The organism is Streptomyces beihaiensis (genome assembly GCF_026274175.1).
Taxonomy (GTDB): domain Bacteria; phylum Actinomycetota; class Actinomycetes; order Streptomycetales; family Streptomycetaceae; genus Streptomyces; species Streptomyces beihaiensis.
In genome coordinates, this window is the sequence record NZ_JAPHNL010000072.1 from 1 (window position 1) to 14,010 (window position 14,010).

Genomic DNA, 14,010 nt, shown 5'->3' on the forward strand with positions numbered 1-14,010 from the left:
GCCCGCCGCGCCGCCGGGGCCGCCCGGCCCCACCGGCGTACCCGGCCAGCCCCTGGGGCCGCCTCCCGGGCCCGCCGGAGGCTTGACGTGAGGAAGCGGCTCACCGCCGACAGCGCCGTGAGCCGGCCGGGCCGTGAAGGGCGGACACCATGACTCAGGCGCAGGACACACATCTCACGCACGAGGCGGCGATCCCCGTCCACGCGCTCCTCGCCGACGGCACGACCGTCCGCATCCGCGAGCCACGCCCCGACGACCACGACGCCGTGCGGGGGCTGTACGAGGACATGTCCCCCGACAACCTCCGCCTCCGCTTCTTCGGGCTGGGCCGCGGCTCGGCACGGATGGCGGCGGACCGGATGTGCCGCGGTCCGGCCACGCCGCGCCGCGGCGGCCTGCTCGCCGAGGTCGACGGGCGCCTCGTGGGCGTAGCCGAGTACGAGCGCTCGCCCGGCGGCGACGACGCCGACGTGGGGCTCGCCGTCGCCGACGCCTGGCACCACCGCGGCATCGGCACGCTGCTCCTGGAGCACCTCGTCTCCGCCGCCCGCGCCGACGGCATCACCGTCTTCACCGCCGACGCCCTGTGCGAGAACCACGAGATCCTCAAGGTCTTCGGCGACCTCGGACTGCGCGTCACCCGCCGCCGCGAAGGCCCCGAGACGCACTGCACCGTGCAGCTGTCCGAGGACGAGACGTACCTGACCGCCGTCGAGGAGCGCGGCCGCGCCGCCGACGTCGCCAGCCTCGTCCCCCTGCTGCGCCCCCGCTCCGTCGTGGTCGTCGGCGCGGGCCGCACCCCCGGCTCGGTCGGCCGCGCCGTCCTGCACAACCTGCGCTCCGGCGGCTACCGAGGCCGCCTGTACGTCGTGCACCCCGAGGCCCCGGCCGTGCTCGGCGTGCACGCGCGCCCGTCGGTCGCCGCGCTGCCCGACACGCCGGACCTCGCGGTCGTCGCCGTGCCCGCCGAGCGTGTCGCCGACGTCGCCGAGGAATGCGGCCGCGCGGGCGTGCCCGCTCTCGTCGTCGTCAGCTCCGGACTCGACGCCCGGCAGGCGGCGTCGCTCCTCGACACCTGCCGCACCCACGGCATGCGCCTGGTCGGCCCGAACTGCCTCGGCCTGGCCAACACCGACGACACGCTGTGCCTCGACGCCACGTTCGCCGCCACCCACCCGCTGCCCGGCACCGCCGGCGTCGCCGTCCAGTCGGGCGGCGTCGGCATCGCCCTGCTCGGCGGCCTGGCCCGTCTCGGCATCGGCGTGTCCACCTTCGTCTCGCTCGGCGACAAGTACGACGTCAGCGGCAACGACCTCCTCCAGTGGTGGGAGAGCGACGGCCGCACCGACCTCGCACTGCTGCACCTGGAGACGTTCGGCAGCCCCCGCGCCTTCTCCCGCACCTCCCGCAGGGTCACCCGCCGCATGCCGGTGCTCACCGTCGACGCGGGCCGCACCGAAGCCGGCCGCCGCGCCGCCGCCTCGCACACCGCGGCCGCCGCCACCCGAACCATGACCCGGCAGGCCCTGTTCATCCAGGCCGGGATCACCGCCACGCGCACCATCCCCGAACTCCTGGAGACCGCCGCCCTGCTGCACAGCCGCCCGCTGCCCGGCGGCGAACGGGTGGCCGTGCTCACCAACGCGGGCGGCGCGGGCGTGCTCGCCGCCGACGCCTGCGTCGAGGCCGGGCTCACCGTGCCCCGGCTGACCGGGCCGCTGCTCGACACGCTGCGCTCCGTGCTGCCGGACGGCGCCCGGGTCACCAACCCCGTCGACGCGGGCGCCACCGTCTGTGAGGAGGAACTCGGCGCCGCCCTCGACGTGCTGACCGCGTCCGGCGCCGTCGACGCCGTCCTCGTCTCCCTGGTGCCGACCGCCGTCTCCACCGCGACCGGCGACGACCTGGTCCGCGCCCTCATCCACCCGCAGGGGCCAAGGCGCCCCCGCACCGTCGTCGCCGTCCTCCTCGACCAGGCCGAACCCGTCCGCCTGCTCTGCGCCGACGACGGACAACTGCCCGCCTACGCGGACCCGCAGGCCGCCGCCCGCGCCCTCGGCCACGCCGCACGCCGCGCCGCCTGGCTCGCCCGGCCCGCCGGGACCGTCCCGCACCTCGACGGCGTCGACACGCCCCGCGCCACCGCCCTCGTGGCAGCCCACCTGGCACGGCACCCGGACGGCGGACCGCTCGACCCGCGCGCCTGCGCCGACCTCCTCGGCTGCTACGGCATCCCGCAACTGCCCTGGGCCTGGGCGGAGAGCGAGGACGAGGCCGTCGCCGCGGCCGAGCGCCTCAAGGGCCCCGACGGCCGCGTCGTCCTCAAGGCGTACTGGCCGGGACTCGTCCACAAGACGCGCCAGCGGGCCGTCCGTCTCGACCTGCGCGGTGCCGCCCAGGTGCGGGCCGCCCACCGGGACTTCGTCACCCGCTTCGGCGACCTCATGACCGCGGTGGTCGTCCAGCCGCTCGCCCCGCGCGGCATCGAACTGTTCACCGGCGTCGTCCAGGACGCCGTGTTCGGCCCGCTGGTCCTGTTCGGGCTCGGCGGCACCGCCACCGACGTCCTCGCCGACCACGCCGCCCGCCTCGCCCCGCTCACCGACCACGACGTGCACGACCTGATCACCGCGCCGCGCTGCGCCCCCCTGCTGTTCGGCGAGGACGGCGAGGGGCCCGTCGACCTCGACGGACTCGAACAACTCCTGCTGCGCGTCTCCCGTATGGCCGCCGACCTGCCCCAACTCGTCGAGGCCGACCTCAACCCGGTGCTCGCCGGGCCCGGCCGGATCACCGCGCTCGACGCTCGCGTCCGCCTCGCCCCGGCCCGCGCCCGCGACCCGTACCTGCGGCGACTGCGCTGAGCCCGGCGCCACGCCCCGCACACCCAAGGAGGCAAGGCTGATGAAACACAGCAAGGTCGGATCGGTGATGGCCGCCGACGTCGTCAGCGCGCGGTACGCCACTCCGTTCAAGGACGTCGCGCGGCTGCTGCACCAGCACCGCATCAGCGGACTTCCGGTCGTGGACGACGAGGAGAAGGTCATCGGAGTGATCTCCGAGACGGACCTGCTGGCCCGCCAGGCCACGGCCGACGACCCGTACCCGCCACGCCGCCGCTTCTCCCCGCCGCGCTTGTCGCGCGGCGCGCGCGACGACCGGCGCAGGACCCGGGCCCGTACGGCCGGTCAGCTGATGTCCGAACCCGCCGTGACCGCCCACGCCGACGACACCATCGCCGAGGCCGCCCGCACCATGGCCCGCCACAAGGTGGAACGGCTGCCCGTCCTGGACGACGACGACCGCCTCGTCGGCATCGTCACCCGCCGGGACCTGCTGCGGGTCTTCCTCCGGCCCGACGAGGACATCCGCAGGGAGGTCGTCGACGAAGTACTCGTCCGCAGCCTGTGGCTCGCCCCGAAGGCGCTCGCGGTGACGGTCCACGAAGGGGTCGTGACGCTGGCCGGAGAGGTGGAGGGGCGCAGCCAGAAGGAGATCGCGGCCCGGATGACGGGACACATCGACGGAGTCGTCGCCGTCGTCGACAAACTGACCTGCCGCTTCGACGACTCACATCTGCGCCCTTACGAGCGCACCATGCACGGCGTCACGGACGACTGGCTGCGCAAGCTCTAGAACGGAAGATCCAGCGTCTGGCCCGGCCGCACCACCTCGGTGCGGCCGGGCAGCCGTACGGTGATGGGGTCGCGGTCGGACGCCGGGACCGTGAGCCGCAGCTGTCCGCGCCTGATCCGCAGACGCACGCCCCAGTGGCCCTGGAAGCGCAGCGCGAGCCCGTAGGACGGGCCGGTCAGTTCGGGCAGCGGAGCCGGGTCGAGCCACAGCGCGCCGTCATGCGTCTGCAGCCCGGTCAGGCCGCGCTGCACCAGGTCCAGCGTGCCCGCCATGGCGCCCAGATGGATGCCCTCGCCCGTCGTACCGCCCTGCACGTCGGCGATGTCGCCGCGCAGCGCCTCCTCGACGAACTTCCACGCGTCGCCGCGCCGCGCCCGCGCGAGCACCCAGCCGTGCACCAGGCCGCTGAGCGTGGAGCCGTGACTGGTGCGCCGCATATAGTGGTCGACCGTGCGACGCCAGTCGTCGTCGTCGAGGACATGCCCCAGCCTGCCCAGCAGAGCGGAGAGTTCGGCGGGCGGGAACAGATAGCCGAGCATCAGCACGTCCGCCTGCTTGGACGCCTGGTAGCGGTTGACGCTGTCGCCCTCCGCCTCCAGGATCCGGTCGAGCCGCCGGATGTCGCCGTACCGCCGCGTGTACGCCGGCCAGTCGAGCTCGGCCAGGCGTCCGAACCCCTCGAACTGGCTGATGACGCCGTCATGGCTCGGCACGTACAGGCGGTGCGCCACGTCCCGCCACAGCTCGGCCTCGCCGCCGTCGAACCCGATGAGTTCGCACAGTTCGCGGCACCGAGGCTCAGGCAGCATCTCCAGCAGATCGAGCGCGCGTTCGAGCACCCAGGCGGCGGTGACGTTGGTGTACGCGTTGTCGTCGATGCCCGGACGGCGGGCGTCCGGGTAGGCGTCGTGGTACTCGTCGGGACCCACCACGCCGCGGATCCGGTAACGGCCCAGCCGCTCGTCGTACGTGGCCGCACCCGCCCAGAACCGGGCGATCTGCAACAGCATCTCGGCGCCCTTGGTGTGCAGGAACTCGGTGTCCCCGGTCGACTCCCAGTACCGCCAGATGTTGTAGGCGACGGCGGAACCGACGTGGTGCTGCAGCCGCGAATGGTCGGGCAGCCAGCGGCCCGAGCGCGGGTTGAGGTGCAGCCGCTGCGTCTCCTCGCGGCCGTCGCTGCCACTCTGCCACGGGTACATGGCCCCGCGCCGACCCGCCTCACGCGCGGCACGGCAGGCCCGTTCGAGGCGCCGGTGGCGGTATTCGAGCAGCGCGCGGGACGTCTCGGGAAAGTGCAGATCCAGATAGCGCAGGACGAACAACTCGTCCCAGAAGATGTGACCCCGGTAGGACTCGCCGTGCAGGCCGCGGGCGGGGGCGCCGACATCGAGCTCCGCGGTGTGCGGGGAGAGCGTCTGCAGGACGTGGAACAGGTGCAGCCGCAGAATACGGCCCGCCTCGCCCGGCACCTCCAGCTCGGCGCGCCGCCACAGCCGGTCCCACGCCGTCCGGTGCGACTCCAGGAGCGCGTCGAAGCCGGGCGCCTGCCGGACCCGGTCGACCGCGGAGCCGCGCGGGTCGCAGATCGCAGGGTCGCGCGAGGTGTGCAGCGCCACCGTCTTGTCGACGGTGACGGTGCGGCCCGGCTCAAGCGGTACACGCAGCATCTGTGTGACGCGGGCGGCGTCGCAGCGGTTGTGGATCGTGTCGGCCTGCGCGCACTCGAGGCGGGACGCCAGCGCGATGCGCAGGTCGGAGTTGCGGGTGCGGCAGCGCAGCCAGACCGTGTCCGGCGCGATGTGCCCCGTGTGGGCCCGCACGAGATGTCTGCCGTCCAGGTCCCGGTAGCGCTCGACCCCGGCGTTGCGGACCGTCGCGTCGAGTGCGGCCTCCACCTCCGCCTCGCCGGTGAAGTTCTCGGCCGTCAACTCCGTGCGCAGAGCGGCGACATGCGGGTCCGCCATGTGCACGAGCCGCAACTGGCGGACCAGGAGCCGACGTCCGCCTCCGTCCTCGTACGTGGTGTGTCGCTCCAGGAGGCCGCTGTCGATGTGCAGGGTGATCCGATGGTCGAGGACGCGTGAGGTGTCCGGGTGCAGCCACGGTCCGTCCAGGCTCGTCGGGTCCGCGGGATCGATGCAACGAAACCGCAGGGGAAGCCAGTTGGGTACGTTGACCATGTCCTCGTTCTCGACGCGGCGGCCCGCGACCTTGGACGTGAGCCGGTTGTAGAACCCGGCGACGTACGTGCCCGGATAGTGCACCGCGTCGGCCGCGCACTCCGGGGCGGCGCCACGCGTGGCGAACCGGCCGTTGCCGAGTGTGCACAGCGACTCCCGCAGCCGCTCGTCGGCGGGCACGTACCCCTGGTACGTCCACGTCCACTCGGTCACCGCGGTGCTCCTTGCGCCAACAGCTCGTCGAGCGTGCCGACCACCAAGTCGGCTCCCTGGTCCATCAGTTCGCCGGTGCGCGACCGGTCCTGCGTGCGGTCCACGCCGACGACCAGGCGGAATCCGCCGCGCCTCGCGGCGGCCACCCCGGCGGGCGCGTCCTCGACCACCGCCGCCTCGCCGGGGGCCACGCCGAGCCTGCGTGCCGTCTCCAGGAACAGGTCGGGCGCCGGCTTGCCCGGCAGTGCCAGACGGGCCGCCTCCACGCCGTCCACCACGGCGTCGAACCAGGTCAACAGGTCGGCCCCACCCAGGACCTGGCGAGCGTGCCGGGACGCGGAGGCGGCCGCCGCCGGCACCTTCGCGGCGCGCAGCGCCCGCAGCAGCGGCACCGCTCCGGGGCAGGCGCGCACCGGGGGACCGGCGGTCAGCCGGGCACGGTAGACGGCGTCCTTCTCGGCGGCCACCGCCGCCACCGCCTCGGGACCCGGATGCAGGCCGCGCGAGGCGAGGAACGCCTCGGCGCCGTCGAGCCGCGCCTTGCCGTCGACCAGGCTCGGATAGTCCGTCGCGACGGCGAACGGGCGCCGGTCGGCCGCGGCCGCGGGCGGATGGTCCCTCAGGTACTCGTCGAAGACGGTCTTCCACGCCTGCGCGTGCAGCCGCGCCGAGTCGGTGAGCACACCGTCGGTGTCGAAGACGACCGCCCGCACCCCGCGCAGCGGCGCCACCAGCGCACTGTCCCTCTCGCCCATCGGGGCACCTCCCGCCCTTCGCCGTACACGGCCGTGCGCGACCGTGCTCGTCCGTGAGTCCCGCTCACCCGCCGTGCTGCGGCACCACCGCCACCGGGCACGCCGCGTGGTGCAGCACCGCGTGCGCGACCCGGCCCAGTTGCAGCCCGAAGTGGCTGTGCCGGTGGTGGGCCCCGACGACCAGCAGGTCGGCGGCGGCGGACCGGTCGAGCAGCACCTTGCGGGCGTGGCCCTCGACGGAGAAGTGGCGCACCGGCACATCGGGGTGGTCCCGAGCGCATGCGTCAAGGGCGTCCGCCAGCAGCTGCGTCGCCCGCTCCTGGAGCTCGTGCGTGGGGTCCCCGGTCAGCAGCGGATGTTCGAGCGGCGTGTGGGAGGGGCGGTGCCAGGCCCTGACCGTGTCGAGCTCGGCCTTGCGGGCCGCCGCCTCGTCGAAGGCGAACCGGACCGCGGCGGCCGAGGCGTCGGCGTCACCGGCGCTGTCGCCCACCCCCACCAGGACCCGCCCGTGGGTGCCCGCACGGCCCTCGCGGTCACCGCGGACCACGATCACCGGGCAGTGGGCCCGCGCGGCCACGGTCAGGCTCACCGAACCGAGCAGCAGTTGCTCGACCGGGCCCCGGCCGTGCTGCCCGAGGATCAGCGCGGTGGCGTCGCGTCCGGCGAGGAGCAGCCCGTCGGCCGGGTCCTCGGCCAGCACGTCGGCGGCGACCCGCACGTCGGGGCGGCGCTCGGTGGCCCGCGACACCGCCTGGCTCACGATGGCCTCGGCGGTGGTCTGCTCGCCGGACGCGTCGCTCTCGTCGGACTCCTCGGCCAGGCGTGAGGCCTCGTAGCGCTCCCAGGGGGAGGCGTGCACCAGCCGCAGGCCGAGTCCGCGCAGTGCCGCCTCGTCGACCGCCCAGTCCACGGCGAGCAGACTGGAGCGGGATCCGTCGACCCCGACGACCAGGGGACGTTCCATGACGCGCACCGCCTCTCGGGTCCGGTCCGGGCAGGGCCACCACGGGTCCCCGCAATCTCCAGGGTGACACCCGGCCGGGCCCCTGGCCTGTCCTACGGGTCCCGGCGGCGCCCGCCGGAGGGCCCCGCACGCAGAGCGCCCCGGCCCCGTGCCGCGGGCCCTTCGGCCCAGGGACGGCGCGGGCGCCGCGGCGCAGGCTCGGAGTCAGGAGCCGGGCGGTCCGCCGCTTCGCAACCCACTGCACCCGGGGTACCACGAGTCGTCCGGAGGTCGTCATGGACAAGCCAGTCTTCTGGAGCCGCGCCAAGAAGGCGCAGCACACGTGCCTGCGGCTGCGCAGTGTGGACCGGACCGTGGGGGTGGAGGCGGCGCTGCGCATGCCCAGCGTGATGGTCCTGGTCGTCGAGGACGCCTGCGTGCGCTTCGCGCAGGAGGACTGGGCGATGCGCAGGCCGCCGCGCAGGCGACCCCTCGAACGACGGCACTGGTACGCCGAGGGGCAGCGGCTGCGCGCGAAGTCGGCGCGGCTGCGGGCGCTGGCCGCCGAGTGCCTCGACGGCCCGGAGTGAGGCTCGCCGGCCCGGACCCGGCCCGCCGGAACCGACTGCGCCCGGCGGACGTGCCGTACGGACACCGCTCGGGGCCACTCGGCCCCTGCCCCTCGGGTCTGCCGCCCGCCGAATCTGGTGGCAGAAGAGCTGGAGGCACGACCATGATCGCGACGACAAGCCCCCGTATGACGCAGACCCTGCCCGCGGTCCACCGGGACCAGATGATGTCCCTGGCGAGCGAGGCCAACTATCCGCAGGACACCCGGCTCTTCGAGGAGGGCGGACACGCCGACCGCTTCTGGATCGTCCGGTCGGGCACCGTCGCCCTGGACATGCGGGTGCCGGGGCGGAGGCCGGTCGTCGTCGAGTCCCTCGGATTCGGCGAACTCGTCGGCTGGTCCTGGCTCTACAGCCCCTATGTGTGGCGGCTGGGCGCGCAAGCCGTCACACCGCTGCGCACCTACGTGTTCGACGCGGACGCCGTGCGTCGGCTGTGCGACGCCGACCCCGAGTTCGGCCGGGCCGTGGTCCACTGGGTCGGTGGCGTGATCGCCCACCGGCTGCTCGCCTCGCGCACCCGCCTGCTCGACCTGTACGCCCCCAACGGCAGCGGACTGCCGCGCTGACCGGACCGCCCCACAGGAGGACGCCATGAACACCGGCCCGCACATCGTCAGCGACGTGATGAGCCACACCGTCGTCTCGGTGGGCAGGGACGCGCCGTTCAAGGAGATCGTGGCGCTGATGGACGAGTGGAGGGTCAGCGCCCTGCCGGTCCTGGAGGGCGAGAACCGTGTCGTCGGGATCGTCTCCGAGGCCGACCTGCTGCCCAAGGAGGAGTTCCGCGACGCCGACCCGACCCGACAGGACCAGATGCGCCGGCTCACCGACCTCGTCAAGGCCGGTGCGCTCGGGGCGGGCGAGCTGATGACCAGCCCCGCCATCTGCGTCCGCCCGGACGCCACCCTCGCGGAGGCGGCACGCCTGATGGCCCAGCACCAGGTCAAACGGCTCCCCGTGGTCACCGCCCAGGGCGAACTCGAAGGTATCGTCAGCCGCACCGACCTGCTGAAGGTGTTCCTGCGCAGCGACCGGGACATCGAGGAGGAGGTACGCCGCACCGTGGCCGCCTACCTCTTCCCCGACCAGCCCGTGGTCGTCTCGGTCGCCGAGGGAGTCGTCACGTTCTCCGGGTCGCTGCGCAACCGGAGCATGGTGCCCGTGGCCGCCCGCCTCGCCCGCGCCGTCGAGGGGGTCGTGGACATCCGCATGGACTTCACCGACGCCGTACGACACGTCGACGCCCGCTGAGCGGCGGGCCCCGCGGCCCCGGCCGCGGGCCACAGCCGCACCGCCGCGACCCCGGCCGCCACGGCGAGCGCCCCGAGCACGACGACCGCCGCCCGTAGCCCTGCCGCCGCGCCGAGCCATCCGGCCAGTGGATAGGTGAGCAGCCAGCAGCCGTGCGAGAGCGAGAACCGTGCCGCGAACGCCGCCGTACGCTCCGGTGGCGGCGCACACCGCCGCACGAGCCGCCCCGCCGGGGTGAGCACCATGGAGCACGCCGTACCGAACGCGCACCAGGTGGCCAGCAGCGCCGGCAACCGCCACCACCCGCCGCCCGCGGCCGTGACCACGCCGAGCGCGCCGAACACGAACCCCATGACCAACGCCCCGCGCACCATCACGGTCCGGTCCCGCACCCGTTCCAGGAGGCGCGGCAGCACCAGCGCCGCCCCCATCGACCCGGCCCCGTACGCGCCGAGAGCCACCGGCACCATCCCGGTCGACAGGCCCAGCAAGTCCCGTACGTAGACGATCGAGTTGACCGTCACCATCGCGCCGGCCGCGGCCACCGCCAGGTCGAGCGCGAGCAGCCCGCGCAGGGGAGGCACGGCGAGGAAGAGCCGCGCCCCGGCCGCCACCCCGGCGCGGCGCGTCCCGGTGCGCGCGGACGCGGCGGAGGCGGCGGGCAGCGCCGTGCCCGCGACGAGGACGGCGGAGGCGAGGAAGCCGCACACGGTCCCGGCGAACAGCCAGTTGTAGCTGACCAGGCAGAGCAGAGCCGCGGCGAGCGCCGGGCTGAACAGGCTCTCCATGTCGTAGGCGAGCCGGGCGAGCGACAACGCGCGCGTGTAGTCGCGCTCTCGCGGCAGCACGTCCGGGATGACCGCCTGGAAGGCGGGCGTGAACACGGCGGAGGCCGACTGCAGCAGGAACACCAGTGCGTAGACCTGCCACACCTGGTCCACGAACGGCAGGGTCACGGCGATGCACGCGCGGGTGAGGTCGGCGCCGACGAGCAGCGCCCGGCGCGGCACCCGGTCCGCGACCGCCGCGGCGGCCGGGGCGATCAGCACGTACGCGGTCATCTTGATGGCCAGTGCGGTGCCCAGGACCGCGCCCGCGTCGGCGCCCGCGATGTCGTACGCCAGCAGGCCGAGCGCGACGGTGGCCAGGCCGGTGCCGGCCAGGGCGACGACCTGCGCGGCGAAGAGGCGGCGGTAGGCGCGGTGGCGCAGCACGGTGAGCACGCCGCCAGGATAGTCGTCATGTGCGCATCTGCGCACGTGTCTGCTACGACGCGTGGGGAGACCTCGCAGACGGCGGTGACCGGAGCGGGGCCACCCGCTCTAGGCTGGGCGCATGCCTGGACGCGACCTCTCCCCACCTGCGCCCGGTGCGCATCTGCGCGAACCGGACGGAGCCCGTCTCGCCGAGGCGGCACGGGTGTTCGCCCTGCTGTCGGACACCACCCGGCTGCACCTGCTCTGGTTGCTCGCGCTCGACGAGTCGGACGTCGGCTCGCTCGCGGATCGGGTCGCCGCGTCCCGCACGGCGGTCAGCCAGCATCTGGCGAAGCTGCGGCTCGCGGGCCTGGTGGAGGCACGCCGTGAGGGCCGCCATGTCCACTACCGCCTCACCGACGGCCATCTGCGCCGCCTGGTCATGGAGGCGCTCAGCCACGCCGACCACCGGGTGAGCGGCCGGGCCCCGCACGACTGAGCGGCCGGTCAGCCGTTGTGCCGCACCGAGGTGAGCAGCCCGTACAGGACGACGTTGCCCAAGTAGCCGGTGCGCTTGCTGTAGCTGCCGCCGCAGGTGATGACGCGCAGCTCGGGCAGGCCCGTGTTGCCGTAGACGCGGCGGTCGGGGAAGTGTTCCTTGTCGACGACGTCGATGCCGTGGATCTCGAAGACGGCGGTGGTGCCGTCGGCGCGGTCGACCTCGATGTGCTCGCCCTTCTTGAGGGCGCCGAGGCCGTAGAAGACGGCGGGCCCGTGCGCGTTGTCGACGTGGCCGTCGATGACGGCCGTGCCGCGCTCGCCGGGTGTCACGGCCCCGGTGAACCAGCCCGCCAGATTGGCGTTCTCGGGCGGCGGCGCCTCCAGCCAGCCGTCCGCGTCCCGGTGCACCCGGGTCAGCGGTGCGTCGACCTTGATCTCGGGGATGCGGATGCGCAGCGGCGTCGAGGCGGGCAGCGGGTCGGCGGGTGGCGTGGTCGTACCGAGTCGCGCCGCGCCGGGGTCCGGCTGCGGCGGCCCCTGAGCGAACGACAGGCCGTGATGGACGAGCAGCACCCCCACGAGCAGCGCCACGGCGAGGAACGACCAGGAGGGCCGACGACCGGCCGAGGAACCGGAGGAACCGGAGGAACCGGAGGAACTGGCGGCGGACGACGCGGACACGAGAACGCCCGCCCCGTCAGACGCGGCCGGCGGCGGCCGACACGGGCCCGGCCCGTCGCACGGACCGGACTGTACGAGGTACGGGACGTAGGGAACGCGTGCAACGCATGGCGCCTCCGGAGCCGACGATGCCTGTGACGCTACGAGCACCCGCACGCGCTCACCATCCGGCACGGCCAAAGGGGTGGGGGGCCTGTCGCCCCGCCCGGCGCCGCCGTACACCACGGATCACCAGCGGAACGGACGACAGGATCAACAGGGCGGCCGCCGCGCCGATGTGCCGCGCGCCCACCGGCTGCGGACGGGCCTGGGCGTGTGCGGCCGCCGGGCCCGCGACGGCCTTCGCCGTGCGCCGTGCCGACGCGACCGGGCGCACGTCACGCAGCGGCGCCGCGGTGAAACCCCAGTCGAGCAGCGCGCGGCCCTCTTCGTAGACGGCGTTGTAGGTGTCGTTCTGCGGGTTCAAGACGGTGACGAGGATGGTGTGGTCACCGCGCCGCGCCGCGGTGACCAGGGTGTTTCCGGCCTGGGACGTGTACCCGTTCTTCACGCCGATCAGGCCCGGATACGGCGCCTCGCCGTGGGAGCCCACGAGCAGCCGGTTCGTGTTCTGGATCTCGTACGATCCCGGGCCGCCCGCCGCGGGGAAGAGGGCCTGTTTCGTGCCCATGTAGCGGCGGAAGTCCGCGTTCTTGAGGCCCTCCCTGGCGATCAGGGCCAGATCGTGGGCGGACGAGTACTGGCCCGGCGTGTCGAAGCCGTCGGGGGAGCGCACCCGAGTGTCCCGGGCGCCGATCCGCCGCGCGGTCGCCCGCATCTCGGCGAGTGTGCGCGGCAGGCCGCCGTTCATCTGCGCCAGGGTGTGCACCGCGTCGTTGCCGGAACTGAGGAACACACCGCGCCACAGGTCGGCGACCGTGTACCGGTGGCCCTCGTCGAGGCCGACCAGACTGCTGCCCTGCGCGACCTGTGCGAGGTCGGCGGCGGTCTCACGGTGCACGGCGTTGGGGCTGAACTTCGGCAGCAGGGCCAGCGCGAACAGCGTCTTGAGCGTGCTGGCGGGCGGCAGTCCGCGGTGCGGGGCGTGGGCGGCGAGGACCTCGCCGGTGCCCGCGTCCATCACCTCCCAGGACAGCGCCGAGACGGCCGGAGGGGCGGGCACGGACGGCGTGGAGGACGGTGCGGGAGCCGGGCTCGCCGCCGCGACGGGACCGGCGGCGCCCGCGAGGAGCGTGGCGCACAGGGCGGCGGTCGGGGCGAGCGTTCCGGTACGGAGGCGGGGGCGGGAACGGATGAGGTGGTGCGCCATGCCGGAAACATAGGACGGTGGCCACTCGGTCGCGCTCCGCTTACGCCATCCAGCCGCGCGGTTCTCTGGGTGGCATACGTACGCTGGAGTGACACGACGGTGGAGGTGGCCCGCCATGACAGCCCAGATACGCCTGCTGCACCGGCTTCCGCATGCCTACCGCGACCGGCTGCTCGCGCTGGCCAAGGAGGTCGCCTTCGAGGAGGACACCCGGATCTTCGAGGAGGGCCAGCGCGCCGACCGGTTCTGGATCATCCGGACCGGCACGGTCACCCTCGACCTACGGGTCTCCGAACGCACCCGGCTGCCCATCGACCCGCTGGGGCCGGGTGATCTGCTCGGCTGGTCATGGCTGTTCCCGCCCTACCAGTGGGACTTCGGCGCCGAGGCGTTCAGCCCCGTGCGGGCCTACGAGTTCGACGCGGCGGCCGTGCGGGGCCTGTGCGACATCGAACCCGCTCTGGGCGTGGCCCTGTTGCACGGTGTGGCCGAGGTGATGGCGAACCGACTTGAGTCGGCGCGCGTCAAACTGGTCGAGGCGCACCGGATCCACCATCACATCTGACACGTGTTCCGTGATGTCGCCGGGAGGGGTCCTCAGCCCTTGCGGGTCTTGATCTCCTCGGTGAGGGCGGGGACGACGTCGAAGAGGTCACCGACCACGCCGTAGTCGACCAGGTCGAAGATCGGTGCTTCCTCGTCCTTGTTGA

At 73.9% G+C, this 14,010-nt stretch carries 12 protein-coding genes and 2 pseudogenes; 7 read left to right on the forward strand and 7 right to left on the reverse strand.

What is annotated here, in order from left to right; genetic code table 11:
• The first annotated feature begins 149 nt into the window (after positions 1–149).
• Both OFY01_RS08920 and OFY01_RS08925 read left to right on the forward strand, forming a co-directional pair.
• Positions 150–2,864 carry a bifunctional acetate--CoA ligase family protein/GNAT family N-acetyltransferase gene (locus OFY01_RS08920; RefSeq protein WP_266598028.1) on the forward strand — a complete coding sequence of 905 codons (2,715 nt, stop codon included), beginning with the start codon at positions 150–152 and terminating at the stop codon, positions 2,862–2,864.
• Between the two features lie 40 nt (positions 2,865–2,904).
• A complete protein-coding gene (locus OFY01_RS08925) occupies positions 2,905–3,636 on the forward strand; it encodes a CBS domain-containing protein (protein WP_266598031.1) in 732 nt (243 codons plus the stop codon).
• On the opposite strand, the gene OFY01_RS08930 is transcribed toward OFY01_RS08925, so the two are convergent.
• The 3 genes from OFY01_RS08930 to OFY01_RS08940 form a co-directional block, all read right to left on the reverse strand.
• Positions 3,633–6,032, reverse strand: coding sequence for a glycoside hydrolase family 65 protein (locus tag OFY01_RS08930; RefSeq protein ID WP_266598033.1), 2,400 nt, complete (start codon positions 6,030–6,032; stop codon positions 3,633–3,635). The two genes, OFY01_RS08925 and OFY01_RS08930, sit on opposite strands and share 4 nt — an antisense overlap.
• Positions 6,029–6,787, reverse strand: a complete 759-nt coding sequence (locus OFY01_RS08935) for an HAD family hydrolase (RefSeq protein ID WP_266598034.1) — start codon at positions 6,785–6,787, stop codon at positions 6,029–6,031. Before OFY01_RS08935 ends, OFY01_RS08930 begins: the two co-directional genes overlap by 4 nt.
• A gap of 64 nt (positions 6,788–6,851) precedes the next feature.
• Complete coding sequence (locus OFY01_RS08940) at positions 6,852–7,751, reverse strand: universal stress protein (protein WP_266598036.1); 900 nt, start codon at positions 7,749–7,751, stop codon at positions 6,852–6,854.
• Between the two features lie 275 nt (positions 7,752–8,026).
• On the opposite strand from OFY01_RS08940, the gene OFY01_RS08945 reads away from it, so the two are divergent.
• The 3 genes and pseudogenes from OFY01_RS08945 to OFY01_RS08955 all read left to right on the forward strand — a co-directional run.
• The gene (locus OFY01_RS08945) at positions 8,027–8,320 is read left to right on the forward strand and encodes a hypothetical protein (RefSeq protein WP_266598038.1); all 294 of its coding nucleotides are present in this window, start codon (positions 8,027–8,029) and stop codon (positions 8,318–8,320) included.
• A 143-nt stretch (positions 8,321–8,463) separates the two neighbouring features.
• Positions 8,464–8,928, forward strand: a complete 465-nt coding sequence (locus tag OFY01_RS08950) for a cyclic nucleotide-binding domain-containing protein (protein ID WP_266598040.1) — start codon at positions 8,464–8,466, stop codon at positions 8,926–8,928.
• Positions 8,929–8,986: 58 nt separating this feature from the next.
• Positions 8,987–9,511 (forward strand): annotated as a pseudogene (locus tag OFY01_RS08955) (CBS domain-containing protein); the annotation flags it as partial.
• Here OFY01_RS08955 and OFY01_RS08960 read toward each other — a convergent pair.
• Positions 9,433–10,836 carry an MFS transporter gene (locus tag OFY01_RS08960; protein ID WP_323135493.1) on the reverse strand — a complete coding sequence of 468 codons (1,404 nt, stop codon included), beginning with the start codon at positions 10,834–10,836 and terminating at the stop codon, positions 9,433–9,435. The pseudogene OFY01_RS08955 and the gene OFY01_RS08960 overlap by 79 nt on opposite strands.
• Before the next feature lie 112 nt (positions 10,837–10,948).
• On the opposite strand from OFY01_RS08960, the gene OFY01_RS08965 reads away from it, so the two are divergent.
• Complete coding sequence (locus OFY01_RS08965) at positions 10,949–11,308, forward strand: ArsR/SmtB family transcription factor (RefSeq protein ID WP_266598044.1); 360 nt, start codon at positions 10,949–10,951, stop codon at positions 11,306–11,308.
• Between the two features lie 8 nt (positions 11,309–11,316).
• On the opposite strand, the gene OFY01_RS08970 is transcribed toward OFY01_RS08965, so the two are convergent.
• On the reverse strand, positions 11,317–11,991 hold the full coding sequence (locus OFY01_RS08970) for a class F sortase (RefSeq protein ID WP_407700306.1): 675 nt from the start codon (positions 11,989–11,991) through the stop codon (positions 11,317–11,319).
• Between the two features lie 160 nt (positions 11,992–12,151).
• On the reverse strand, positions 12,152–13,300 hold the full coding sequence (locus OFY01_RS08975) for a D-alanyl-D-alanine carboxypeptidase family protein (protein ID WP_266598046.1): 1,149 nt from the start codon (positions 13,298–13,300) through the stop codon (positions 12,152–12,154).
• 115 nt (positions 13,301–13,415) lie between these two features.
• Here OFY01_RS08975 and OFY01_RS08980 point away from each other — a divergent pair, with 115 nt between their 5' ends.
• On the forward strand, positions 13,416–13,865 hold the full coding sequence (locus OFY01_RS08980; protein ID WP_266598048.1) for a cyclic nucleotide-binding domain-containing protein: 450 nt from the start codon (positions 13,416–13,418) through the stop codon (positions 13,863–13,865).
• 32 nt (positions 13,866–13,897) lie between these two features.
• On the opposite strand, the pseudogene OFY01_RS08985 reads toward OFY01_RS08980, so the two are convergent.
• Positions 13,898–14,010, reverse strand: a pseudogene (locus OFY01_RS08985) (electron transfer flavoprotein subunit alpha/FixB family protein); the annotation flags it as partial.